27 protein-coding genes are annotated in these 22,778 nt (G+C 30.8%); 18 read left to right on the top strand and 9 right to left on the bottom strand.

The genetic code is table 11. The annotated features are described in order from the left end of the window. Nucleotides 1-71: 71 nt before the first annotated feature. The gene (locus tag HMPREF9943_RS07610) at nucleotides 72-947 is read right to left on the bottom strand and encodes a MurR/RpiR family transcriptional regulator (RefSeq protein ID WP_004803658.1); all 876 of its coding nucleotides are present in this window, start codon (nucleotides 945-947) and stop codon (nucleotides 72-74) included. A gap of 149 nt (nucleotides 948-1,096) precedes the next feature. Between HMPREF9943_RS07610 and HMPREF9943_RS07605 the strand changes: the two genes are divergently transcribed. From HMPREF9943_RS07605 to HMPREF9943_RS07595, 3 genes are all read left to right on the top strand, one after another. Beyond that, a complete protein-coding gene (locus HMPREF9943_RS07605) occupies nucleotides 1,097-2,470 on the top strand; it encodes a glycoside hydrolase family 1 protein (protein WP_004803657.1) in 1,374 nt (457 codons plus the stop codon). Between the two features lie 81 nt (nucleotides 2,471-2,551). Further along, a complete protein-coding gene (locus tag HMPREF9943_RS07600) occupies nucleotides 2,552-3,085 on the top strand; it encodes a hypothetical protein (RefSeq protein ID WP_004803655.1) in 534 nt (177 codons plus the stop codon). 13 nt (nucleotides 3,086-3,098) lie between these two features. Further along, on the top strand, nucleotides 3,099-4,409 hold the full coding sequence (locus HMPREF9943_RS07595; RefSeq protein WP_004803653.1) for an alpha-amylase family glycosyl hydrolase: 1,311 nt from the start codon (nucleotides 3,099-3,101) through the stop codon (nucleotides 4,407-4,409). Nucleotides 4,410-4,522: 113 nt separating this feature from the next. On the opposite strand, the gene HMPREF9943_RS10390 is transcribed toward HMPREF9943_RS07595, so the two are convergent. After that, entirely contained in the window at nucleotides 4,523-4,678 is a 156-nt protein-coding gene (locus HMPREF9943_RS10390; RefSeq protein WP_274517950.1) for an SDR family oxidoreductase, read from the bottom strand. Between the two features lie 74 nt (nucleotides 4,679-4,752). After that, nucleotides 4,753-5,286, bottom strand: coding sequence for an SDR family NAD(P)-dependent oxidoreductase (locus HMPREF9943_RS07590; RefSeq protein WP_004803651.1), 534 nt, complete (start codon nucleotides 5,284-5,286; stop codon nucleotides 4,753-4,755). A gap of 158 nt (nucleotides 5,287-5,444) precedes the next feature. Here HMPREF9943_RS07590 and murI point away from each other — a divergent pair, with 158 nt between their 5' ends. The 6 genes from murI (at nucleotide 5,445) to HMPREF9943_RS07560 (ending at nucleotide 10,055) form a co-directional block, all read left to right on the top strand. Then, nucleotides 5,445-6,206, top strand: coding sequence for a glutamate racemase (gene murI / locus HMPREF9943_RS07585; protein ID WP_004803648.1), 762 nt, complete (start codon nucleotides 5,445-5,447; stop codon nucleotides 6,204-6,206). Between the two features lie 81 nt (nucleotides 6,207-6,287). Beyond that, complete coding sequence (locus tag HMPREF9943_RS07580) at nucleotides 6,288-7,169, top strand: S1C family serine protease (protein WP_004803646.1); 882 nt, start codon at nucleotides 6,288-6,290, stop codon at nucleotides 7,167-7,169. Between the two features lie 69 nt (nucleotides 7,170-7,238). After that, nucleotides 7,239-7,640 (top strand): hypothetical protein, encoded by a 402-nt coding sequence (locus HMPREF9943_RS07575; protein ID WP_004803644.1) that lies wholly within the window; start codon nucleotides 7,239-7,241, stop codon nucleotides 7,638-7,640. 76 nt (nucleotides 7,641-7,716) lie between these two features. Further along, nucleotides 7,717-8,319, top strand: coding sequence for a PTS sugar transporter subunit IIB (locus HMPREF9943_RS07570; protein WP_004803642.1), 603 nt, complete (start codon nucleotides 7,717-7,719; stop codon nucleotides 8,317-8,319). Beyond that, nucleotides 8,319-9,287, top strand: coding sequence for an ROK family protein (locus tag HMPREF9943_RS07565; protein ID WP_004803640.1), 969 nt, complete (start codon nucleotides 8,319-8,321; stop codon nucleotides 9,285-9,287). Before HMPREF9943_RS07570 ends, HMPREF9943_RS07565 begins: the two co-directional genes overlap by 1 nt. A gap of 33 nt (nucleotides 9,288-9,320) precedes the next feature. Further along, complete coding sequence (locus HMPREF9943_RS07560; RefSeq protein ID WP_004803638.1) at nucleotides 9,321-10,055, top strand: prepilin peptidase; 735 nt, start codon at nucleotides 9,321-9,323, stop codon at nucleotides 10,053-10,055. Between the two features lie 6 nt (nucleotides 10,056-10,061). Here the strand turns inward: HMPREF9943_RS07560 and HMPREF9943_RS07555 are convergent, their stop codons facing one another. Further along, the gene (locus HMPREF9943_RS07555) at nucleotides 10,062-10,343 is read right to left on the bottom strand and encodes a hypothetical protein (protein ID WP_026624215.1); all 282 of its coding nucleotides are present in this window, start codon (nucleotides 10,341-10,343) and stop codon (nucleotides 10,062-10,064) included. A 106-nt stretch (nucleotides 10,344-10,449) separates the two neighbouring features. Here HMPREF9943_RS07555 and HMPREF9943_RS07550 point away from each other — a divergent pair, with 106 nt between their 5' ends. Genes HMPREF9943_RS07550 through HMPREF9943_RS07540 form a run of 3 tightly spaced genes read left to right on the top strand, consistent with a single transcriptional unit; the run spans nucleotide 10,450 to nucleotide 14,101 of the window. Beyond that, nucleotides 10,450-11,271, top strand: a complete 822-nt coding sequence (locus HMPREF9943_RS07550; protein ID WP_004803634.1) for a DUF7973 family transport facilitator — start codon at nucleotides 10,450-10,452, stop codon at nucleotides 11,269-11,271. 54 nt (nucleotides 11,272-11,325) lie between these two features. Further along, the gene (locus tag HMPREF9943_RS07545; protein ID WP_004803632.1) at nucleotides 11,326-12,597 is read left to right on the top strand and encodes an O-acetylhomoserine aminocarboxypropyltransferase/cysteine synthase family protein; all 1,272 of its coding nucleotides are present in this window, start codon (nucleotides 11,326-11,328) and stop codon (nucleotides 12,595-12,597) included. 16 nt (nucleotides 12,598-12,613) lie between these two features. Further along, nucleotides 12,614-14,101, top strand: a complete 1,488-nt coding sequence (locus HMPREF9943_RS07540) for an NAD(P)H-hydrate dehydratase (protein WP_004803630.1) — start codon at nucleotides 12,614-12,616, stop codon at nucleotides 14,099-14,101. Nucleotides 14,102-14,121: 20 nt separating this feature from the next. On the opposite strand, the gene HMPREF9943_RS07535 is transcribed toward HMPREF9943_RS07540, so the two are convergent. Continuing rightward, the gene (locus tag HMPREF9943_RS07535) at nucleotides 14,122-14,952 is read right to left on the bottom strand and encodes a polysaccharide deacetylase family protein (protein ID WP_004803628.1); all 831 of its coding nucleotides are present in this window, start codon (nucleotides 14,950-14,952) and stop codon (nucleotides 14,122-14,124) included. Nucleotides 14,953-15,355: 403 nt separating this feature from the next. Here HMPREF9943_RS07535 and HMPREF9943_RS07525 point away from each other — a divergent pair, with 403 nt between their 5' ends. From HMPREF9943_RS07525 to HMPREF9943_RS07515, 3 genes are all read left to right on the top strand, one after another. Next, a complete protein-coding gene (locus tag HMPREF9943_RS07525) occupies nucleotides 15,356-15,535 on the top strand; it encodes a hypothetical protein (RefSeq protein WP_004803624.1) in 180 nt (59 codons plus the stop codon). Between the two features lie 60 nt (nucleotides 15,536-15,595). Beyond that, complete coding sequence (locus tag HMPREF9943_RS07520; RefSeq protein WP_004803621.1) at nucleotides 15,596-16,315, top strand: HAD family hydrolase; 720 nt, start codon at nucleotides 15,596-15,598, stop codon at nucleotides 16,313-16,315. A 94-nt stretch (nucleotides 16,316-16,409) separates the two neighbouring features. Beyond that, entirely contained in the window at nucleotides 16,410-16,901 is a 492-nt protein-coding gene (locus tag HMPREF9943_RS07515) for a hypothetical protein (protein WP_004803619.1), read from the top strand. Nucleotides 16,902-16,959: 58 nt separating this feature from the next. Here the strand turns inward: HMPREF9943_RS07515 and HMPREF9943_RS07510 are convergent, their stop codons facing one another. Together HMPREF9943_RS07510 and HMPREF9943_RS07505 are read right to left on the bottom strand one after the other, a co-directional pair. Further along, entirely contained in the window at nucleotides 16,960-17,637 is a 678-nt protein-coding gene (locus HMPREF9943_RS07510; protein WP_004803617.1) for a putative ABC transporter permease, read from the bottom strand. Then, nucleotides 17,634-18,083 carry an HD domain-containing protein gene (locus tag HMPREF9943_RS07505; protein ID WP_004803614.1) on the bottom strand — a complete coding sequence of 150 codons (450 nt, stop codon included), beginning with the start codon at nucleotides 18,081-18,083 and terminating at the stop codon, nucleotides 17,634-17,636. Before HMPREF9943_RS07505 ends, HMPREF9943_RS07510 begins: the two co-directional genes overlap by 4 nt. 178 nt (nucleotides 18,084-18,261) lie before the next feature. Here HMPREF9943_RS07505 and HMPREF9943_RS07500 point away from each other — a divergent pair, with 178 nt between their 5' ends. The 3 genes from HMPREF9943_RS07500 to HMPREF9943_RS07490 all read left to right on the top strand — a co-directional run bounded on the left by HMPREF9943_RS07500 (nucleotide 18,262) and on the right by HMPREF9943_RS07490 (nucleotide 20,349). Next, nucleotides 18,262-19,413, top strand: a complete 1,152-nt coding sequence (locus HMPREF9943_RS07500; protein ID WP_004803612.1) for a tyrosine-protein phosphatase — start codon at nucleotides 18,262-18,264, stop codon at nucleotides 19,411-19,413. A gap of 83 nt (nucleotides 19,414-19,496) precedes the next feature. After that, nucleotides 19,497-19,826, top strand: coding sequence for a single-stranded DNA-binding protein (locus tag HMPREF9943_RS07495; RefSeq protein WP_004803610.1), 330 nt, complete (start codon nucleotides 19,497-19,499; stop codon nucleotides 19,824-19,826). Between the two features lie 94 nt (nucleotides 19,827-19,920). After that, entirely contained in the window at nucleotides 19,921-20,349 is a 429-nt protein-coding gene (locus tag HMPREF9943_RS07490) for a tetratricopeptide repeat protein (RefSeq protein WP_004803608.1), read from the top strand. Here HMPREF9943_RS07490 and pgeF read toward each other — a convergent pair. Both pgeF and HMPREF9943_RS07480 read right to left on the bottom strand, forming a co-directional pair. Beyond that, on the bottom strand, nucleotides 20,329-21,102 hold the full coding sequence (gene pgeF / locus HMPREF9943_RS07485) for a peptidoglycan editing factor PgeF (RefSeq protein ID WP_004803605.1): 774 nt from the start codon (nucleotides 21,100-21,102) through the stop codon (nucleotides 20,329-20,331). The two genes, HMPREF9943_RS07490 and pgeF, sit on opposite strands and share 21 nt — an antisense overlap. Beyond that, entirely contained in the window at nucleotides 21,099-22,733 is a 1,635-nt protein-coding gene (locus HMPREF9943_RS07480) for an Rqc2 family fibronectin-binding protein (protein WP_004803604.1), read from the bottom strand. Before HMPREF9943_RS07480 ends, pgeF begins: the two co-directional genes overlap by 4 nt. Nucleotides 22,734-22,778: the final 45 nt, after the last annotated feature.

Below are 22,778 nucleotides of genomic sequence, written 5' to 3'. Positions count from 1 at the left end.
TCAGGTCACCATATGATATGAGTTTCAAGATAAATTTATTATAAATTATTATAAGAATGTTTCAAGATATTCTAATCATTAATAGGCGATTCATGAGGGTGTCTGGTATCTATAGCTTTATCAAAAGAAACTTTCATTTCAGTATTATGCTTATAATCTAAAGAAAAAATATAACTATAAATAAGATTAAAAAGAAAATCAGTAGAAATTGAAGAAGCAAATGGAGCAATTTTATTAAAAATCTTTTCTCTTGATTCAATATGCAGAATATAGTCACCATAATGAGATATCTGATTATCACCTAGGCTTGTAAGAACAATGATAGGAGTTGATCTCTGTTTTAAAATTTTAGCAACCCTGATCATTTCAAAGGTTTCACCGCTATATGAAATAATAATGGCTGTATGTTTTGGATTAGAGCTTCTGGCAAAAAAAGCCTGCTCACCTGTTAAAGTACGCAAATTTACATTTTTATTAATACGAGTCATCTTATGCTGAAAACTCATAGCACTAAGCAGTGAATTACCACTGCCATAGAGATCAATACAACTGCTTTTATTTAATAAATGAACTACTTTATTCAATTCATCATAATTTAAATATTTGATTGTATCTTTAATTACTTCATTATATAAAACAGCCATCTTATGAGCAATCGTTTTATAAGAATCTTTCTCATCGAAAGGAAAATTCACATCAATATTATTCATTTGAGCTGTTTTATTTTCTAATTCTGCTGAATATTTTATTTTAAAATCATTATATCCTTCTAATCCTAATTTCTGGCATAATCTGACAATAGTAGCAGGTGATGTATAAGTTTTTTGTGAAAGCTGACTGACTGTCAGCTTTAAAACATCCTCACCATGTGATAAAAGATAATGTGCTATTTCTTTTTCGCTGTTGGTAAAGTTTAATTCAAACTCTAACTGGGTAATAATATTCATTTCATTATACTCCTTTCAAAATGAAAATATATTTCATAATATGTTATAAAAGTAGAACAACTCTGAAATAAAATTATAAAAGATACAATGTATATTTACATTATATTTTAAAATAACATAAAATGAAATAGAAATAGGAGGAATTATAAATGAATAGTTTGCCAAAAGATTTTTATTGGGGAGGAAGTGTTTCCTCGTTCCAGACTGAAGGAGCATGGAATGAAGGAGGAAAAGGTGTTTCTATTTATGATGTTAGACCTACTCCGGAAGGACATGCAGACTGGAAAGTGGCAATTGACGAATATCATAGATATAAAGAAGATATTGCTTTAATGAAAGAGATGGGATTTAATTTTTATCGTTTTTCTATTGCCTGGTCTAGGATTATTCCTAATGGAGATGATGAAGTAAATGAAGAAGGTGTTGCATGGTATAATAATCTGATCAATGAATTAATAGCAGCTCATATTACACCAATGATCACTCTGGTCCATTTTGATATGCCTTATAAGCTTGTAAAAGAATATAACGGCTTTGCTTCACGTAAAGTTGTAGATTTATTTGAACGCTATGCTCGTGTATGTATGGAAAGATTTGGCGATAGGGTTAAGCATTGGATGAGTTTTAATGAGCAGAATTTACATTCATGTCGTTTGATCTATTCTAATGCTGAAATTATCCCTGAGGGAAAAACATTACCTGAACATTTATATCAGGTTGCTCATAATGTTATGATTGCTCATTGTAAGGCAGTTAAAGCGTTAAGAGAGTTAGTGCCTGATGCAAAGTTTGGCGGTATGACAACGATTACAAATTATTATCCTGCAACGACTTCACCACAGAATATGCTTTTCTGTAAGCAGGCTTATAATCTTGTTTCATTATGGGTTGCTCATGTTCAAGCTAAAGGAGAATATCCTTCATATTATACTGCTTATTTAAAGCAGAGAGGCTGGTTTCCTGTATTTGAAGAAGGTGATGAGGAGTTATTAAAGTATACATGCGATTATCTGGCATTCTCTTATTACCGTTCTAATGTATTAACAGAAGGAACATTTGATAACACAACGCCTTTTGCTGATATAGTAGAACAGCATACTGTTCCTAATTCATATTTAAAAGCAACCGAATGGGGCTGGGAAAAAGATGCTACAGGATTAAGAATTGTTATGAATGATCTGAATGAAAGATTTGATCTTCCTTGCTTTATCTTGGAGAATGGCATGGGTCATCGGGAAGAGCTTGACGAAAATGGTGAAATTAATGATGACTATCGTATTGAATATCATAGAAATCATATTCAGGAAATGAAGAATGCAATGTTTCAGGATGGTGTCAACTGTCTGGGATATATTACCTGGGGACCAATTGATATTCCATCTTCTTCATGTCAGGTTGCTAAAAGATATGGTTTTGTTTATGTAAATAGAACAGATAGTGAACTTTTGGACTTAAGAAGAATACCTAAAAAATCATTTAAATGGGTTTCTAAAGCTTTTAAATCTAATGGTGAAGAATTATAACTTTCAGATTTTCTGAAAGTTTTTTCTTTACTGCAATCATTCTTTAAATGAAGTATAATAGTTTCAAAGGAGTTTTTATTTATGAGATTAGATACCCATTTAGTTAATATATTTTTTTCCCAGCTGCTTCTTATTTGTTCTTTAATTACAGGTATGATATGTATCATACATAATCATATTCTTAAGTACCGATATGTTTCATTTTTAGCAGTTCCTTTAGTGATTATTACTTTTGTTTTAAGCATAACAGGTCTTTTCTTTAATTTATACAGTCTGTTTATGACAGATTATATTTTGCTGTTTATAGGATTAGCCGGTTTAGGAATACTCTTTCTTTATTATATTTTAAAGAAAGATAGTCATTATCTTATTTATCAGTTATTTTTTATAGCTTATATAATTTTACAATATGATGTTATTTTTATGCTTTTAAATATAGGTCATCTTCCATTTTATACTAGCATTATTTTAGGTTTGATATTATTTATGGTTTTTATTATAGATGAAATCGTGTATAATAAATTAAGCGAGAGAAAGTCATATTATTGGCTGGTAGGCATGGGAATATGTTTATTCGTCATTGTATGTCTGAATACTTACTTTATTTTATCATAAGGAGAATATAAAAATGTGGTTTCAGAATGCAGTATTTTATCAGATAAGTACGCTTGATTTTTGTGGCTGTCCTAAAGAAAATGATGGAACAGTTACTGATCATAGAATTAATAGAATAAAAGAATTTGCAGATTATTATAAAGATTTAGGAATCAGTGCTATATACTTTAATCCTGTTTTTTCCAGTGATTCGCATGGTTATGATACAAGAGATTATCGAAGGCTTGATGAACGTTTAGGATCTAATCAGGATTTTAAAGAGATTGTGAAAGAGTTACATAAAAGACATATTAGAGTTGTATTGGATGGTGTTTTTAATCATGTAGGAAGAGGATTCTTTGCTTTTGAAGATGTTATTTTACATCGTGAGAATAGTCGTTATGTAGGATGGTTTAAAATAGATTTTAATGGCAATTCAAATTACAATGATGGATTCTGGTATGAAGGATGGGAAGGTCATTATGAACTGGTTAAGCTAAATTTAGATAATCCTGAACTTCAGAATTATTTAAAAGAATCTATTGGATATTGGATTGACTATTTTGACATCGATGGTCTTCGTTTAGATGTTTCTTATTTACTACCTAGATGGTTTATGTCTATGATTGGTGACTATGCCAGAAGTAAAAAGAAAGATTTCTTTATGATGGGTGAAGTATTAGGAGATAATGCCGGTTATATGTTTAGTGAGGCGTGTTTAAATGCTATTACTGATTATCCCGGATATAAAGGATTATGGTCATCATTTAATAGTTATAATCTCTTTGAAATTGCTCATACATTAAAAAGAAATATGTTTGATATGTATAGGGATCAGCTTCTTTTAACGTTTGTTGATAATCATGATGTAGAGAGAATAGCTTCTAAGCTGGAAGATTCAGCCAAGCTTCCATTAATCTTTGGATTATTATTAAGTCTGCCGGGGATTCCTTGTATTTATTATGGTTCAGAATGGGGACAAACCGGTAAAAAAGAAATAGGCAGTGATGCTTCACTAAGACCGGAATATACAAAGCCTATGCCAAATCAGCTGACTGATATGATTAAAGGTTATATTTCTGCTAGAAGAAAGCATAAAGCATTATCTAAAGGGAAGTTTAGAGAATTAGTTCTTACAAATAGACAATGGGTATTTGAGAGAGAGTATGAAGGGGAAAGAATCATTGTAGCCTTGAATATTGATAATAATCCTTGTACAGTACATTTCGATGCTCGCAGCGGAACTGCTGAAGAATTGATATCTCATCAGATTCATGACTTTGGCGGAGGAAGTGAATTAGCTCCATTATCTTTATATTTATGGAAAACTGAAAAGAAGAAATAAAGCAGCTGATTAAAGGCTGCTTTTCAGTTTATCAGAAAGAAAAAGAAGAAATTTAATTAAAAGTTGTTTTCATATCTTAGGTAAATAAAAAAAGCGACATTTGTCGCTTTTAGTTATATTGCAGTATAACCGCCATCTATTGGTAAGGCTACATCGGTAACATAAGTAGAAGCAGGTGATGCTAAGAAAATAGCAGCACTGTCTAATTCGCCTTCATGTCCATACCTTTCTAATGGAATCATAGTTTTAGCGTTTTGTTGAAAAAAAATCGCTATTTAATGTTTCAGTAGTTAAATCTGTATAGAAATAGCCTGGACAGCTTGCATTAACAGTAATACTATATTTAACCCCATTCAGCAGCTAATGCTCTTGTTAAGTTAATAACACCGCCTTTTGCTGCATGATAAGGAGCACACCCAGCTATTTTATTACCTACTAATCCATACATAGATGCAATATTAATAATGCGTCCATACTTAGCAGGAATCATTGCCTGTTTAGCAACTCTGAATGACCCAAATAAGTCAATTTGCACTTCACTATCAAACTGTGCATCAGTAATATCTTCAGCAGGAGCAACAGCACCAGTTCCTGCATTATTTATTAAAATATCAATGTGTCCAAAGTGCTCCATTGCTTCTTTGACCGCATTATCAACCATTTCAGTATTTGTGATATCGCATGCTATAGTATATGCATCTATATCATACTCCTTCTTTAAATCAACTACAACCTGATCTAATTTCTTTTTACGATGGGCTAATGCAACGATATTAGCTCCTTGTGAAGCAAGAGCTTTAGCCATTTGAACACTAAAACCAGCCGAACAGCCGGTTACTAGGGCAACTTGTCCTTTTAAATCAAAATAATTTTTCATTTTTAATCTCTTCCGATATATATATCGGGATTTGTATTATTTCAATCTTTTTGCCTTATAATAAAATAAGTTTTCTTTGATTAAGATATTTTGACAGTTATTTATATAAATATTAGAATATGAATAGATGTTTATTTTTACTGATGGAGGTTTTATTTATGAAAAAGGATATTCATGGATATATAGGTGTTTTTGATTCAGGAGTAGGAGGTATTTCTGTATTAAGAGAATTGACTGAAATATTACCGGAAGAAAACTTCTATTATTATGGTGATTCTTTATATGCACCTTATGGAGAAAAAAGTGTTAAAGAAGTTACTGATCGGACTATGGAAATTATGAATATGATGGTCAATAAAGGCGTTAAAGCTATTGTAGTAGCATGTAATACAGCTACCAGCATAGTGATTCCAATTATTAGATCAGTTTATAATATACCTGTTATTGGCATAGAGCCGGCTTTAAAACCGGCTATTGTTAAAGATCATCATCAGAGGGTTCTTGTTTTAGCAACATCTAATACATTAAAACTTGATAAATATAAACAGCTAGCAGAAGTATATGGAGAGAATATTACTCTTTATGAAGTAGCAGCTGTTGGTTTAGCAAAAGCAATTGAAGAGGGAGATATTCATTCACAGAAAATTAAGAATTTATTGAAACAATATTTAAATCCCTATAAAAACAAGATTGATGCGGTCGTATTAGGATGTACACATTATCCTTTTGTAAAAGATGAAATACAGGCTATTTTAGGAGATATAGATTTTTATGATGGTGCATTAGGAGCTAGTAAGCAGCTAAAAAGACAGCTGACAGAGAGAGCTTTATTAAATAATAAAGGGGGAGACATTATTTTTGCAACCAGCAGTAATAATCCTTCAGAATTAAATATATATAAAAAGCTTTACGGTATGTAATACACATATTTTCACATATCATAGACATATTCTTTCGGCTTATTTTAGATAATATAAATATAAACAAGAAAGGGTGATATTATGGATAACAATCAGTTTTATGGAAAAATGAAAAGAAAACATTATTTTTTAAAAAGAATGATAATTGTTTTTCTTATTATGGTTTTAGCAGCATTTAGTGGAGCTATGGGTGCTTATTATCTTTTATCACAAACAAAAGGCACATCAGTGGCTACAACGACTGTTTCCGGAGCATCAGCTATATCAAGCAAGCAATCCGTTTCAGTAGCTTCCAAAATCACAAAATCAGTTGTTGCGATTAGGACGGAAGCAATGACTACAAATAATTATTGGTATGGATCACAGGTATCCAGTGGAGCCGGAAGCGGCGTTATCATGAGCAGTGATGGCTATATTATTACTTGTGCACATGTTGTTAATGGGGCTTCTTCTATTAAAGTTACCACATCAGATAAGAAAATTTATTCAGCTAAGTTGGTAGCTAGTTATACGAAAGGAGATATCGCCGTTCTCAAGATTGAAGCAACTAATCTAAAGCCGGCAGTTTTTGCAGATAGTAATAATTTATCTCAGGGTGAAAAAACTTATGCTGTTGGTAATCCGGAAGGGACTTTTTCCGGGTCTATCACATCCGGTATTGTTAGTGCATTAAATAGAACGATAAAAGTATCAATTAACGCTTCTTCGTCTGAAAATTCAAGATTTCCTTATCTGGGAGATAATTCTTCTCAGATTGCTGTATTAAAGGTTATTCAGACAGATGCTGCAGTATCTCCAGGGAATTCCGGAGGAGGATTATTTAATGCTAATGGGGATTTGATTGGTATTGTTAATGCTAAAAGTTCCAATGCTAATTCTGAAGGATTAGGTTTTGCGATTTATGGAAATAATGCTTTAAAAATCGCAAAATCACTTATTAAAACAGGAACTTACAGCGAATAAGAAGACTTCGGTCTTCTTTTATTGTATTTTAATAAAATAAGCTTACAATAGAAAAGAGGAGGTAACAACATGAATAAATTAAGATATCGTATTTATCAGTTTATGCAAGGAAGATATGGCTTAGATACACTTAATCAGCATTTGAATTATGCTCTCTTAGTATTGATTTTTATTCATTTCTTTATTAGATTATACTGGCTGAATGTACTTATCTGGGTGCTTCTTATTATTGAAGTATATCGTATGTTGTCAAAAAAAATTTATGCCAGACAAAAAGAAAATGAAGCTTATCTTAGAATCATTTCTCCATTAAGAGATTTTTTTCATTTACTCTCATTAAGAAGAAAAGATAAAGAACATGCTTATTATAGATGTCCCCAATGTAAACAGATTACCCGTATTCCTAAAGGGAGAGGAAAAGTGGATATTACTTGTCCTCAATGTCATTGTGTATTTGAAAGAAAAAGCTGATTAGTTTTTTCTTTTTTTGTAGGATTATACACTTTTATTAAATATTGTATTAAAATACAAAAAAGAGGTGAGATTTATGGATACATTCTTAAGAGATATTAATACTCTTATTTATTTCAAATATATTTTATCCTTATCACTGCAAGGTATTAAAATTACTCAGGGAAGTAATGAAGATGAATTACTTTTAGATACACCTTTTGTAAAAGGGAAAGTAACAAAATATAAAAATAATGTAATTGAAGAAGAAGTTATTTCTAAAGATAAGGAAGAGGTTTTATTCTATATCCATTTTCAAATGGCTAATATGAAACATGCTTTAGATCTTTTAAAAGAAATGATTGATTGTATCTATGAATCTTATAATGAGCCTATTGGAAAGATATTACTTTGCTGCAGTGGTGGAATGACGACAACCCTGTATGCTCATAATATGCAGAAATTAGCAAAAATGGAACATTTAAATTATTCTATTGATGCCTGTGGATTTAATCTTCTTTATGAGATAGGAGAAGATTATGATGTGATTTTATTAGCACCTCAGGTGGCTTATCTCTTAGCAGAAGCAAAGAGTCATTTATCGGTGAAAGTAGAGGCTATACCTACAAAATACTTTGCCAGAAATGACTATCATCATGCTTTAATGTATGCAATTAAATTGAATGAAGGTGAGAAATAATGAATATTGAAGAAGAACGCTTATATCGTAAAAAAAATAAAACAAATATTATCTCTTATTTGAAAGAAAGAGATACTGTTTCATTAGACGAAATATGTAATTATTATGATTATTCTAAGGTCTATGGGAAAAAGATTCTAGATAGTCTCATAAAGGAAAATAAGATTATAGAAAATAATAATAATTATCAGCTAAATCCCTCTGCTCAAAGAACACTTTGTATTGCAATTTTTAGAAATAGTTTGAGAATTCATCTTGTTTATCGAGTATATGATTATAAGAAGACTATTGAAACTGAAAAGGATATTATTAAGAAATATCTGAGTATTGAAGATTTCTATGATATTATTGATACGACTCTTGCTAATTATGACAATGTAGAAGCTATTGGCATCAGTATACCGGGTATTATAGTAGATGGATATGTAACTAGTACAAGTGTATCGAATTTTGATAATATTAATATGCATCATTTATTAAAGAAGAAATATACGCAGAGAATTGTAATTGAAAATGATGTGAATAGTGCAGCCTTAGGTTTTTATATTGATTCTAGTGAATATGATAATGTAGCTATATTATTCCAGCCTGTAGCGGCTAATGCCGGTATAGGAATAGTTACAAACGGTCATTTGCTTAGAGGAAAAACGCATATAGCCGGAGAGGTACAGTATCTGCCAACTATTTATAGCCAACCCTTTGAAGAATTGCTAAAGGCACCGCAGGGCTTTGAAGAACTCCTTTCTAAACAGTTACAGACACTTATTGCAATGATCAATCCTGATGCTGTAGGGATCTACTGCAGTGCTATCTTTGATTATACAAATATTATTCATACTTTAAAGAAAGTATTCAATTCAGCAAATGATTTACCGATCTTAGTAAAAATAGATAGTCTTTATGATTATATTCTTATTGGACTTAATGAGCTTTGTTTGGATAAAGTTCATGACAGTTATATTTACTAAAGGGGGTGAGAGACCTCATTGAGGTCTTTTTATATGGTTTATTTTTTAATATTTGTTTTAGGAACTATTCTTGCCAGTTTTTGCAATGTTATTGGTTATCGTTATTCATTACATATTTCTTTTGTTAAAGGAAGAAGTCATTGTGAAATATGTCATCATCAGCTCTATGCATGGGATTTAATACCTATAGTCAGTTATGTTCTGTTAAAAGGAAGATGTCGCTACTGCAATGCTTCGTTATCATTTAAGCATCCAATGATAGAATGTATTGGAGGAGTAATCACAGTATTGTGTTTTTATCAATATGAATTGAATAGTCAATTTCTTTTTACAGTTTTATTATTTTTTATTCTTTTAACAGCTTCTCTTATCGATATTTCAATTCAGGTAGTTTCAGATTTATTCATGATATGCTTATTTATTCTTTCTTTGTTTTCTTTATTGATCTATTCAGTTCCTATCACTGATCGTTTATTTGGCTTTTTTATTATTCCTTTACTGATGTTACTTATTAATATCTGTAAAGAGAGTTTTGGCGGAGCTGATATAAAATTGACAGCTGTCATGGGATTTCTACTTGGTTTTGAAAGATTGGTGTTGGCTATGATTATTTCTATTTTTGTAGCAGGAGGATATTCTATTTATGGAATTATAAGTAAAAGATATACAAAGAACACATATATTGCTTTTATTCCTTTTTTATCTTTAGGATATTTTGTATCTTTACTTTATGGATATCAAATTATTACTTTTTATTTAAGATTATAAAAGAACTTATCTGGAGATTAGATAAGTTCTTTTAAAACTGCGTAACTCTTCAGTAAGAATAAGATATGCTTCCTGATTAAAAGATTTACCGGTTAGCTTTTTTATATTATTCTTATTGTTTTTTATAAGTTTATGATATTCTTCGATAATTTTCTGATTATCAGTTATTGTTTCTATATAACCGTATAACTTATCATATAAATCATCATGCATGAAAATATCATAATCCTGATTATGTTCGATATTTAAAATATTTATATAGCATCTTGCTCTTAATTCAGTATCCATTTTTATCACCATATGTATTGTACATGAACTGACAAAAGAATTCAAATTATGAAAGTTAATTTTATATTAGATATGTTATACTTTAGAAAAAGAGGGGAAAGATAAAATGAATATACAGTATATGATTTTAGCTTTTATGGGTGGAGGACTAGGGACGATTATTGGCGGGACGCAGACATTTATTATAACTGGTTTAGTGGGTATACTAGCCGCTTTAATGACTGTATCAGGAGTTTCTGTCGAATGGTTTAATAATACGGTTTTAAATTTGATTTTTCTTCCCTGTGTCATTTTTAATGGAGCTGTATTGGCAACAGGATATGCAAGCTTAAAATATGATATTAAGGGTTATGAAACGGGGCGTTCACTGGCTTTTACTGCAGATCCGATTGTTTTTTTAATGGGTTGTAGCGGTGGCTTTATTGGCTATGTCATCTATATTCTTGCTTTAGAAGCAGGTTTAAAGGCTGATCAGGGGGCTTTATCAGTTATTCTGCTGGGAATTCTCACAAGGCTTTTATTTAATCATTCTCAATATTATAATCCTAAAGGAATTCGATTTTTAAAGGAAAACAACAGCAAGTACTGGCTGTTTCTGATTTTCTTTTCATCTACAGTCAGCTATCTGACTGCTTATTGTACTGAGATCACAAAGTTTTATACTATTGGTTTTTCTATAAGTGCATTGTCACTGATCTTTGTTTACGTAGAACCCTTATTTCCTGCTACACATCATATAACTTTAGTATCCGGATATGCAATGATGTGTACTCATAATATGCTGATAGCTGTTTTATTTGGTATTTTATCTCAGATTATTACTGATAATTTTGGCAGAATTTTTAATATTGATTGTGGAACTCATATTGATCCCCCGGCAGTAGCTATCTTTTGTTGTTCTTTAATTCTCTTTACTTTTTTTAGATAATCCTTGTTTAAGGATTATCTTTTCATTTATAATGAGAAAAAGGAGAAGAACTTTATGGAGAAAGAGACAGAATGCATACATGCCGGTTATAATCCAAAAAATGGAGAACCACGTATGATACCAATTATTCAAAGTACAACTTTTAAATATGATACCAGCGAAGATATGGGAAAATTATTTGATTTGGAAGCAAACGGATATTTTTATACAAGATTACAGAATCCAACTAATGATTATGTTGCAAATAAGATCTGTGCTTTAGAGGGCGGCAGTGCAGCTATGCTGACAAGTAGCGGACAGGCAGCAAACTTTTATGCGATCTTTAATATTGCATCATCCGGTGATCATGTAGTTGCTTCAAATAGTATTTATGGAGGAACTTATAATCTTTTTAATGTGACAATGAGAAAGATGGGAATAGAGTTTACTTTTGTTGATCCTGATTGTTCAATAGAAGAACTGAATGCCGCTTTTAAGGAGAATACAAAAGCTGTTTTTGGTGAAACTATTGCTAATCCGGCATTAACGGTTTTAGATATAGAAAAATTTGCACTGGCTGCTCATGAACATGGTGTGCCTTTAATTATAGATAATACATTTGCAACACCTATTCATTGTCGTCCTTTTGAATGGGGATGTGATATTGTGACTCATTCTACTACAAAATATATGGATGGACATGATGCAACAGTAGGAGGCTGTATTGTTGATTCAGGCCATTTTAACTGGCTGGATTATCCGGATAAATTTCCCGGTCTAACAGCACCTGATGAAAGCTATCATGGGATTGTTTATGCTCAAAAATTTGGGAAAGCTGCTTATATTACTAAAGCAACTTCTCAGCTGATGAGAGATTTAGGATCTATTCCTGCTCCGATGAATGCTTATTTACTGAATCTTGGACTAGAATCATTGGCTTTAAGAATGGAAAGACATGCTTCAAATGCTTTAGCTGCTGCAAAGTTTCTAGAAAAGCATAAAAAAGTCAATTGGGTTAATTATCCCGGACTGCCATCAAGTCGATATTATGCACTTGCAAACAAATATATGCCCGAAGGAACATGTGGTGTTGTTGTATTTGGTGTAAAAGGAGGACGAGAAGGTGCTGAAGAGTTTATGAAGCATTTAAAGCTTGCTATGATTGCCACTCATGTTGCTGATGCTCGTACTTGTGTACTTCATCCTGCTTCATCAACACATCGTCAGCTTACTGATAAAGAATTAGAAGCAGGAGGAGTATCAGGAGATCTGATTCGTTTTTCTGTTGGTATTGAGAATATAAATGATATTATTTATGATTTGAAACAGGCATTAGAAAATTTATAGAAGAAGGGATAATAAAATGTATGTAGGATCATCTGGCTTATTGAAAAAATATGATGAATATTTATTAGAACATGGCTATGGTATTGAAGAGCTTGTTGCTAAGGCTGCTGACTGTTTATTTAAACATTTTAAAGATTATCAGTCTATTGCTTTTTTAGTGGGACCCGGTAATAATGGAGCAGATGCTTTATGTACAGGACTGATGCTTCATCATATAAAAAAACAGGTTGTTTTCTATTATTGTGGTGAACCGGATAATTTTTCAAAAGCAAATCAGTATTATTATGATAAATGTTTAGATGAGAATCTGACACTGATTTATCTTAATGATCATACTATTTATGAATTTGCTGAAGATTTACAGAATTATGATTGTATAGGTGATGGATTTTTTGGTTTTGGATTACATTCTTCACCAAGAGGGATATATGCAGATGTGATTGAATTGATTAATAGCCGATATAATAAGGATATTCTTGCGATTGATATCCCTACAGGATTAAACTGTAATACCGGGTATCCTTATGGTGCTGTTTTATATGCTACTAAGACAATCAGCTTAACTGCATTAAAAGAAGGCTACCTTAATCCTGATAGTCAGTCTTTCTGTGGTGAGATTGTTCTGGAGACACTGGATGTAGAGAATGTTTTCATGGAAGCCGGACTTTTTGAAATGGTAGATGATGATTATGTTCATTTGCATTTAAAAGAGCGTAAATTTGATGGTTATAAGAATTATTATGGAACAGATTTAATTATTGCCGGCAGTGATGAATATAAAGGTGCTCCGTTGCTGGCAGCTAAAGCTTGTCTTAATAGTGGAGCAGGCATTGTAAAAGTTATGTCTGTAGATTCGGTAATCAAGATACTTCCTTTATCCATACCGGAAGCTATTGGCATTAAGATACATCGTTTGAGTGAAACGGATTTTGAAGGCTACCAGGCTGTTATGATAGGCAGCGGTCTAGGTCTGGATTTGGATGCTTATAATTATCTGTTAGATACATTACAGTATACAACATCACCGCTTATTATTGATGGAGATGGACTGACAATCTTAAGTAATAATTTAGATCTTTTAAAGAAACAGAAAAAACCGGTTATCTTAACACCTCATTTAGGTGAATTTAAACGCTTAACTGATTATAATGATCAGGATGATATAATGGAAAAAGCTGTGGAATTTGCTAGAGAATATGAATCTATACTTGTTTTAAAAGGACCTCATACAATAGTTACTAATGGATATGAATCTTATCGTATGACTTCAGGCAATAAAGCGATGGCAGTAGGAGGAATGGGAGATACATTAGCCGGTATGATTACCGCTTTTCTAGGACAGAAATATGATCCTCTAACAGCAGTTATTTTAGCTGTTTATATTCATGGGTTTACCGGAGATATGCTTGCTAAAAAAAGATATACTGTACTGCCAAGTAAATTATCTGATATGATACCATCCGCCATGTTTGTTTTATCACAGAATTATAAAATTATAGACTAAAAGGTGCTTTTAAGCACCTTTTAATTATTAATCGGATGATGATGACAAGTAAATTCAGCTTCACCAAATGTTTTAAACTCATATCCGTTTTTCTTATAATATTCAATAATAGCCGGCAAAGCTTGAGGTGTTGTTACTTTAGCAGGGGCATCATGCATTAAAATAACTGCCTGTTTGACATGACTTTTAGAATTTCTAATAATATTTTCAACACTATTTACATTTTTAGCAGCATCTGTACTATCAACATTCCAGTCCTGATAAGTATATCCTCTTTTTTCTACTTCTTTGACCAGCTTAGTCATAATACCTTTAGAATATTTAGCTGATATCTTATTGCTGGATCCGCCCGCAAATCTAATTAGATTGCTTCTTTGCCCCGTTTGTTCCTGAATCAGTTTCTGAAGCTTTTCAATATCTTCAAAAAAGGCATCCGTACTCTTATAAATCTGTGAGTATTTATGAGAATAACTATGGGCGGCAATTGTATGACCCTGCTGATAAGCTTCTTTAATATAATGACGATATTTAGGATTTAATCCGGTTACATAGAAAGTAGCTTTAACATTATACCTCTTTAGTACTTCTAAACATTTTGCAGTGTTTAATGAAGGACCATCATCAATAGTTAAAAAAACAACTTTCCGGTCTTTTTTTATAACCTCTCTTTTTTTAACAACAGGTGTCGCACCTGTTTCTTTCTTTTTAGACTCTTTTTTCTTCTCTACAACAGTAGTCTTCTTTTCGTTAGTTTTCTTACTGTTGATAACAGTAACTGTTCCAATAATGAGACCAATTATTATGGCAACAATAGGAATTAAATATTTTTTATTAAAATTAAAATGACTCATTGTTTTAAACCTCCACATACATATGAGTTAAGACATTATCAAAAAGTGACAAAAACATATCATCTATATGATAATCTGAATAAGATAAAAAATCAAACCAATAATAAAAATAATAAATGCGAATATTAAATAACCTGAAAAAAGGAAAAACACTAAAATAAAAGGCATTGTGAATAGCCAGAAAAAAATCTTAAAAAGTCCCCATGATGCTATAAAAGCAATTTTGATTAACTGAATAAAAATATATAAGGCACAAATAAAAATAATAATACTCAACATAGACATTCACTCTCCTCAGTTAAAATAACTATATAGGACTTCTTAATAAAGTCAAGTAATAAAAAGAAGATAATACTTGCATTTCTCCTATGGTTAGAATAAACTAACTATAGGAGGTATTCCTATGAAGAAAACTATATATACTATTATTATAATAGAATTAATAAGTATAGTGATTGCTTTTTATTTTAAAAGTGAAAATATCCTTAATAACAGTTATCCAAAAATTTCTTTAGTTTTTATAGTATTATTTATTATTATGATTATTTATTTATTAAAGTCAGAGAGATCAGATAAGAAATAAGAGTCAGGCTCTTGTTTTTTTATACCTTCATTACTATAATAACCAAAGGAGGTTTTACTTATGAATTATCAGGCTGTTCTATTTGATATGGATGGAACTATTTTAAATACTATTGATGATCTTACTTATGCTCTTAATTATGCTTTAGATAAGACATCACATGCTCATGATTATTCTTCTGAAACAGTTATGCTTTTTTTTGGCAGTGGGGTCAATACTGCCATTAAACGAGCTTTGTATTTTGAACAGGGAATGAGTGATGAAGATCTTCTGCTGGCAGGAACTGATCAGGAAATAAGATGTCCGGAAGTTACAGATAAAGAAATAAGAAGAGTAGAAGCAATATTCAGAGAGTACTATGTTAATCATTGTCATATTCATACAGCTCCATATTCGGGCATTATAAAATTTATCAATTATTTGAGATCAAATCATATAAAGACTGCTGTAGTTTCTAATAAACAGAATAATGCGGTTGAGCTGCTGGTAAAAGAATGGTTTCCGGATGTTTTTGATTTCTTTACCGGTCAGAAAGAAGGAATCAGAAGAAAACCTTATCCTGATATGATTGAAGAATGTTTAGATTATTTGGATATTTTAAAAGATAAATGTATATATATAGGTGACAGTGAAGTTGATATAGAAACAGGTATTCGCTCGGAAATGGATTATATTGCGGTCAGTTGGGGATTTAGAAAAAGGAGCCTGTTAGAGAAACTGAAAGCTCCCATAATTGTAGATAGTGTTGATGAGTTATATAATTTTTTTGATAAGAGTTAAGAAATATACAAATTTTATAAGATAAAGAAAATAATGGTTCACAAATCTGTTATATTCAAGTAAGATAAAAGTAATAAAAAGATAAGGAGCTTTTATGGAAGAATTAAATTTAAGTTATAACATTATTTTTGATCATAGTTTTATATCATCAGTGAATGAAAAGACAGGGGATTTTAATACTGAGGAACTTATTGAAGCATTGATGAATCAGACTATTGATACATTTCTTCGTCTATTAGATGATACAGAGGAAGAGAGAACTTTTGCTGATAAGTTTTTATATATTGAGAATGCCGCTTTAGATATGAAAAAGATTTATACATTATATACTAATGTAGAAGAAAGTTTTTTAGATGAAACTATCAGTTATCATCCGACTGTAGATCTGGGACTTGCTTTTATTGAGGATGAATTAAAAGTTGTTTTTAGAAGTGTGGGAGAAGAGGATATTACTTATATTTCAGTCTTATATGCAATTGCCTGTACTGCCGGTGAATTCTTAGAAGAAGAAGATTTTGATCGTTTCCTATCTATCACATTAATCAATACATATCATTATTTAGGATTATTGAATGATAACCAATAAAATTCTATATAAAATTATAAAAAAACGAGCTTTCATTGTGTAAAAGCTCGTTTTCTTATTAATAATATTTATTTTTATGCTTATACTTATGAAAAATACGAATAAGCTTTAGGTAAGTATCTTTATCTTTAATAATCTGATAAGGCTTTTTAATCAGAATATTTGAAATTCTTCCTAGTGAACGGTTAGTACTCTCACTTAACAGATAATAAAGAATAGTAACGGTACGATTCATTTCTCTTAAATAGATGATACTTAAAATAATATCAAGAGAAATAATAGCTAATAGAAATGAAGCAATCAAATGGAGAAAATGAAGGTCATGTAAAAGTAGAAATGATAAGAAGTGAGGAATAATAAATTTACAGATTGTAACATTTGCAATTCCAAAAAATAAAGCTGCGTAGATACAGATATGACCATGAATATTTAGCGGAAAATGGCTATAGTCCCACCATCGATTATGAAAAAAATGTTCCAGCATAGTTCCTGAAATATATTCTACCAGAGAACATAAGCAACAGGCACAAAGGAAAAAGATAAAAATGTTATCAATACGATTAAAAATCAAATAACATAGAATAGCTCCTACACCGTAAATAGGACAATAAGGTCCATAAAGAATGCCTTTATTTTTAAACTGTTTATTGTAAATCATCCCACAAACAGTCGTTTCATAAAACCATCCTATAAAACTAAAAAGCAGGAATATAAAGAAAGCATATGTCCAAGTCATTCTTTCACCATCTTTCTTAGATAAGGAGATAAAGTTTCTGCACTTGCTGAAATCTTATCAGCAATACATACAATCCATCCCTCGATTGTTGTTGGAGGGATAGGGACTAAAGGAAACATATGATGCTTAATAATATCTTCTTCAATATAAGTTAAAAAGAAATCTTCACAGGCATTCTTATAAGCAATATAAGGATGAGTGAATCCATGATATTTATGACCATCATCATGCCAGTCATATAAGAAGTAATCATGAAGCAATGCTCCACGAATAAGAGCATATCTATTGACAGGTAAATGGAGCTTTAGTGCTATCTTTAAAGATAGCTGTGTTACTTTTAAGCTATGTTCATAAACAGACGTTGTACCATGCTGCGTAAATTCTTTTTGTTTAAGATATCTTTTATTTTCAAGTTCTTTTAAAACATCTTTTATGTTTACTTTCATATGGCTTCCTCTCTTTAAGATTATTATATTAAAAAGATAAGCAAACGCAAGCATTTTTATTATTGTCATTAATTTTATAAGTATAAAGTTGCCTGATAGAGGATGTTTATTGGGATATTCAGAAAGTTATTTCTTGATATATATCATTAAAAATGTTTGAATAGATAAAGAGGTCGTTATGGAAATAATTAGTAAAAGAAGTATTTTTAAAATTGATGAAATTTGCCGTGGCTATGCTCTTACTAAAGCATTGGCTGAACTAACGGTTAACGATAATGAGCAGATATGTTATATACTTTGTGACTGGAAAAAAGAATCCCCGGATTATCTTGTTTTTAGTGCAACTTATCATAGTGTTTATGATCTTTCTTTATTTGAATATTCAGATAGTGATTATCTTACATATCTAAGAGATCAGGGAGAATTCTTTATTAATGTTGATGGGATAGAGAAAAGTAGATACTATTCTTTTTATAAATTAGTATTAAAGGAAGTGACTGACTTATTAAAAAAGCATCACTATTATTTGGATAAATATGATAATATGTGGTCACTATATGAAAATAATATTGATCTTTCTAAGATTAGAAAAGAGATAAATTTTAGAGAATTAGGAAATTTGAAAACTGCTGATCAGAGGCGTATAAAGAACCATCTATTTTATCGTTCAGCAGGATTACATCTCTTAAATAATCAGGAAAAAGAAATTCTTGATCAGCTTCATTTAGATACAGTTCTGGATTTAAGAAGTCAAAAAGAGATAGATAGACATCCTGATCCATCCGGCAGTTATATTTATTCACATATTAGTGCATTAACTGATGAGAATGGAAATGATGTCAGTTTTGAACCACATGATATTGTTAGATATATTATTAAAACTCCTAAGAAAAAACTGTTTAAAGATTTTTATAAGATTCTTGTCTTTTCAAATAAATCTTATCAGTATATGTTTGATTGTCTAAAGGAAAATAAAGTGCCTTTCTTATTTCATTGCAGTGCCGGCAAGGATAGAACAGGTGTTGCTGCCTGTCTTTTATTACTGGCATTAGGAGTCAATAAAGAAACTATTATAGAAGATTACTTACAGACAAATGAGTATCGAAAAGAGCTGATTGACAAGAAAATGCAGAAATATTATTTTATGAATCATCTTATTCCTCAATTAAAATATATACATATGATTTCAGAAGGAGTATTAAGAGAAGGAATAGAAACTGTTTTTTTACTAATAGAAGAAAAATATGATAGCTATGAAGACTTTTTTGAACAGGAATATGGTCTTACAGTAAAAGACCTAGATCAGCTTAAAGAGAAGTATCTATATTAACTGATATATCTTTTTTATTTAATATGAGAAAAATAGGTAAAGAAAGAGAATATTAATAGTAGGAAGACTATTTATAGAATGATATGAATATAGTTAATTTAGTAGGTCATATAGCAACTGATGTTACTGTAAAAGAAACAAAGAGTCATCATTTGGTATGCAATTTTAATATGGCAGTGTATGATTACAAAGATACAAGCTTTATTCCGGTAACAGTGTGGAATAAACGAGCAGAGAATTTAGAAAAGTATTGTAAAAAGGGAAGTAAGATTGCAGTATCCGGTTATCTGAAGCAGGACGATTATCAGAATGGTGAGGGGATAACGTATAAGCATATGATTGTGATTGCAAATAATATTGAATATCTTTCACCAAAAGAAAAATTTGAGAATATTGATGAAATAAATATTTAGAAAGGAGTATATAAGTAGTCTTTCTAATTTATAACTAATTTCTGTTGAAAAGATCATTAGAGATTTGTAAAATGGAGAGCAGGAGGATGAATCTATGGGTAAAATAAGTGCTGATGTTAAAAAAATGTTAAAACAGTTTGATCATAATGAAAAAGAGGTTATGCTGACGCTTGGGTATGCTTATTGGAATGGAGAAGGCATTAATAAAAGTAAAACAAAAGCTATTGAAGTATGGACTAAAGGATCTGAATTAGGAGATGGAGAATGCAGTTATCATTTAGGAGAGCTTTATGAAAAAGGGCTTATTGTAGATATGAGTGCAAATAAAGCTCGTACTTTTTATCAGGCTTCTGCATCTCAGGGGTATCTTGAAGGAATATATAAGACAGGGTATTGTTTTGAATATGGCTTTGGTGTTTATAAGGACTTAGAAAAAGCTGCTGATTATTATAAAAAAGCTGCCCGGATGGGCAGTCAGAAAGCAAAAGATGCTTTGTTAAGATTAGATATTAGTATTTCTTAAACGAATAATACACATATTGCGATCTTTGGTTTTTGTTTTTCGGTAAGAAAAATAACGCGGATCTTCCATTGTGCATATTTCTGATACAAAGATATTCTTTTCGGGAATACCTAATAATGTCAGCTGTTTGGAGATGAGACCTTTACTGTTTAATAAGTAATGAGTATCATCTTTTTTTATATAATATTCATCTGTATTAAAACTCATTTTTTTAACAGCATCAATAATATCGTCCATTGCTTCAAAATTTCTTTGTTCAATAGAAGGACCAATAAAGGCTTTAAGAGTTAGTGGATTGACGTTTTCTTTTTCTATGAGATATTTTGTTATTCTGCCAGTTATTTCATGGACAGTACCTTTCCATCCTGAATGGATAGCCGCAATAAGAGGAATAGAAGAATCATAAAGAAGGACAGGACAACAGTCAGCATGACTGGTCATTAAAATAAGATCAGAATCAGTGGTATATAAGCCGTCACAGTGCATAAAGGCATCATCTAAAGAATACATACCCTTACCGCCATCTTCTAAACTGACTTTTCTGAAATGAACAGTATGTTCCTGGTGAGGAACAATCATATGATCAAGATCAGTATCTAATAAAGCAGCTAAAGTTTTTCTATTTAATAAAGCTTGTTTAGGATCATAGCTGCTAAGACTTAAATTAAAATTATGACCTTCTTTATCAAAGGCAGGAACGCTATAGGCCTCCACCTGATGATTATTAAAAAATACAGGAATTAATTCTATCATTTCTTAGTCACTTCCTTTAAGAATTCATTATCAGGATCAATGTAAATGGTTTTGTACTGATTTAATAAGACCAAACCGGGTTTATTACCTCCGGGCTTTTTAAGTGTCTTTATAAGCGTATAATTAACCGGCACAGAAGATGATAATCTTCCTTTTGAGTAATAAGCCGCTATTTTAGCAGCTAAACGAATTGTATATTCATCAAGATTCTCACTGTGTACAATTACATGGCTGCCGGGCATATCCTTAACATGAAACCACATATCATTTCTTTTTGCTTTCTTAAATGTCAGATAATCGTTTTGAATATTATTTTTACCTACATAAATAATAATATTGTCTTTAGTCTGATAAGATGTATAATGCGGTTCTTTGTTTTTAGGTTTTAAAGTGTTTTTTTTCTTTTTATGAATATAACCAAGTTTTTCAAGCTCTTCTTTTATTTCCAAGGCATCATAATAATCAGCCTGAGATATAAGAGTATTTAATGAATCAAAATAGCTGATTTCTTCTTCTGTTAAATGAATCTGTTTATTAAGAACTTTTAAAGAATTTTTAGCTTTCTGATATTTGTTGTAATATTTATTAGCATTTGCTTTGCCATCAAGCTTAGGATCTAAATCAATGGTAAGAAGTGAATTGTCATAGTAATTTTCTACAGTAATTCTTTTCATACCTTTTTGTATTAAATGTAAAGAGGCATAAAGCAGATCACCTTTTATACGATAATCATCACTGTTTTCGCTATCAAACAATGTTTTCTTTAATTTATTAAGCTTATTTATATTCTTTGTATATTCATTCTTAATATATCTGGCTAAATCATTGGTCTGCTGCTTAATACGATCTTTCTGATCTAAATCATCATAGTAAATATCCAGACCTTCATTTAATAAATAACTTTCATAAGGACAATTCAAAAAAGTTAATGGGATAATATGGTAATAGTCTTTGTGAATTGTTCTGGTAATATAAAGAGATTGACTGTTATCAAGAGTATTCATGATCTCTTTAAATGATATTCCCTGATTCATACGATAGATTACTTCTTGTGATAATTCTTTAGAAAAGCCTTCATAAACTTGAACAAGATTGTCGGAAACAATATATTCCTCGGTATAAGGATTATGCTTTTTTATCATTGGTGGAAGCACATAATGAATGCCCGGCTGAAGAATCCTCCGGCTTTCTGATGGAGAAACCCTTTTAAGACATTCAATAATTTTTCTTTTATCATCAGTTAAAATAAAATTAGAATGCTTACCCATGATCTCAATATATATATGATAGGTTCTCAAATCCTTAAATTCATTTCTTCCTTTAATTACACAATGAATCAAACGATTTAATTCAATTTGTTCAATTGATTCTATAAAAGAACCTTCAAGGTGCTTTCTTAAATGCATTGTAAGAGCATTAGGAAAGTCAGGGGTTGGATAACTAAGAGAAGTTAAATGAATACGGGCATAACTGGGATGAATAGAAATAATCAATTTATAATTTTTATTGTAAGATCTTATATGAATAAGCAATTCATATTGTGAAATAAGATAAATTTTACTGATACGTCCTGTTTCCAGCTGTTTTAGTTGTTTTGTTACTTGTCTTAATAATATTCCATCAAATGCCATATTTATCACCTAAAAAAGTATAACACATTTGAAAATAATTGACAT

This window comes from Eggerthia catenaformis OT 569 = DSM 20559 (assembly GCF_000340375.1).
In the GTDB taxonomy this organism is placed as follows: Bacteria; Bacillota_I; Bacilli_A; order Erysipelotrichales; family Coprobacillaceae; genus Eggerthia; species Eggerthia catenaformis.
Note: the sequence above shows the minus strand (reverse complement) of the source record. Positions and strands in the feature narration are given on the sequence as shown.

What these genes read in the sequence shown, in the direction of transcription:
- HMPREF9943_RS07610 (WP_004803658.1), bottom strand. Translation starts at nt 947, where the DNA reads ATGAATATTATTACCCAGTTAGAGTTTGAATTAAACTTTACCAACAGC.
- HMPREF9943_RS07605 (WP_004803657.1), top strand. Translation starts at nt 1,097, where the DNA reads ATGAATAGTTTGCCAAAAGATTTTTATTGGGGAGGAAGTGTTTCCTCG.
- HMPREF9943_RS07600 (WP_004803655.1), top strand. Translation starts at nt 2,552, where the DNA reads ATGAGATTAGATACCCATTTAGTTAATATATTTTTTTCCCAGCTGCTT.
- HMPREF9943_RS07595 (WP_004803653.1), top strand. Translation starts at nt 3,099, where the DNA reads ATGTGGTTTCAGAATGCAGTATTTTATCAGATAAGTACGCTTGATTTT.
- HMPREF9943_RS07590 (WP_004803651.1), bottom strand. Translation starts at nt 5,286, where the DNA reads ATGAAAAATTATTTTGATTTAAAAGGACAAGTTGCCCTAGTAACCGGC.
- murI (WP_004803648.1), top strand. Translation starts at nt 5,445, where the DNA reads ATGAAAAAGGATATTCATGGATATATAGGTGTTTTTGATTCAGGAGTA.
- HMPREF9943_RS07580 (WP_004803646.1), top strand. Translation starts at nt 6,288, where the DNA reads ATGGATAACAATCAGTTTTATGGAAAAATGAAAAGAAAACATTATTTT.
- HMPREF9943_RS07575 (WP_004803644.1), top strand. Translation starts at nt 7,239, where the DNA reads ATGAATAAATTAAGATATCGTATTTATCAGTTTATGCAAGGAAGATAT.
- HMPREF9943_RS07570 (WP_004803642.1), top strand. Translation starts at nt 7,717, where the DNA reads ATGGATACATTCTTAAGAGATATTAATACTCTTATTTATTTCAAATAT.
- HMPREF9943_RS07565 (WP_004803640.1), top strand. Translation starts at nt 8,319, where the DNA reads ATGAATATTGAAGAAGAACGCTTATATCGTAAAAAAAATAAAACAAAT.
- HMPREF9943_RS07560 (WP_004803638.1), top strand. Translation starts at nt 9,321, where the DNA reads ATGGTTTATTTTTTAATATTTGTTTTAGGAACTATTCTTGCCAGTTTT.
- HMPREF9943_RS07555 (WP_026624215.1), bottom strand. Translation starts at nt 10,343, where the DNA reads ATGGATACTGAATTAAGAGCAAGATGCTATATAAATATTTTAAATATC.
- HMPREF9943_RS07550 (WP_004803634.1), top strand. Translation starts at nt 10,450, where the DNA reads ATGAATATACAGTATATGATTTTAGCTTTTATGGGTGGAGGACTAGGG.
- HMPREF9943_RS07545 (WP_004803632.1), top strand. Translation starts at nt 11,326, where the DNA reads ATGGAGAAAGAGACAGAATGCATACATGCCGGTTATAATCCAAAAAAT.
- HMPREF9943_RS07540 (WP_004803630.1), top strand. Translation starts at nt 12,614, where the DNA reads ATGTATGTAGGATCATCTGGCTTATTGAAAAAATATGATGAATATTTA.
- HMPREF9943_RS07535 (WP_004803628.1), bottom strand. Translation starts at nt 14,952, where the DNA reads ATGAGTCATTTTAATTTTAATAAAAAATATTTAATTCCTATTGTTGCC.
- HMPREF9943_RS07525 (WP_004803624.1), top strand. Translation starts at nt 15,356, where the DNA reads ATGAAGAAAACTATATATACTATTATTATAATAGAATTAATAAGTATA.
- HMPREF9943_RS07520 (WP_004803621.1), top strand. Translation starts at nt 15,596, where the DNA reads ATGAATTATCAGGCTGTTCTATTTGATATGGATGGAACTATTTTAAAT.
- HMPREF9943_RS07515 (WP_004803619.1), top strand. Translation starts at nt 16,410, where the DNA reads ATGGAAGAATTAAATTTAAGTTATAACATTATTTTTGATCATAGTTTT.
- HMPREF9943_RS07510 (WP_004803617.1), bottom strand. Translation starts at nt 17,637, where the DNA reads ATGACTTGGACATATGCTTTCTTTATATTCCTGCTTTTTAGTTTTATA.
- HMPREF9943_RS07505 (WP_004803614.1), bottom strand. Translation starts at nt 18,083, where the DNA reads ATGAAAGTAAACATAAAAGATGTTTTAAAAGAACTTGAAAATAAAAGA.
- HMPREF9943_RS07500 (WP_004803612.1), top strand. Translation starts at nt 18,262, where the DNA reads ATGGAAATAATTAGTAAAAGAAGTATTTTTAAAATTGATGAAATTTGC.
- HMPREF9943_RS07495 (WP_004803610.1), top strand. Translation starts at nt 19,497, where the DNA reads ATGAATATAGTTAATTTAGTAGGTCATATAGCAACTGATGTTACTGTA.
- HMPREF9943_RS07490 (WP_004803608.1), top strand. Translation starts at nt 19,921, where the DNA reads ATGGGTAAAATAAGTGCTGATGTTAAAAAAATGTTAAAACAGTTTGAT.
- pgeF (WP_004803605.1), bottom strand. Translation starts at nt 21,102, where the DNA reads ATGATAGAATTAATTCCTGTATTTTTTAATAATCATCAGGTGGAGGCC.
- HMPREF9943_RS07480 (WP_004803604.1), bottom strand. Translation starts at nt 22,733, where the DNA reads ATGGCATTTGATGGAATATTATTAAGACAAGTAACAAAACAACTAAAA.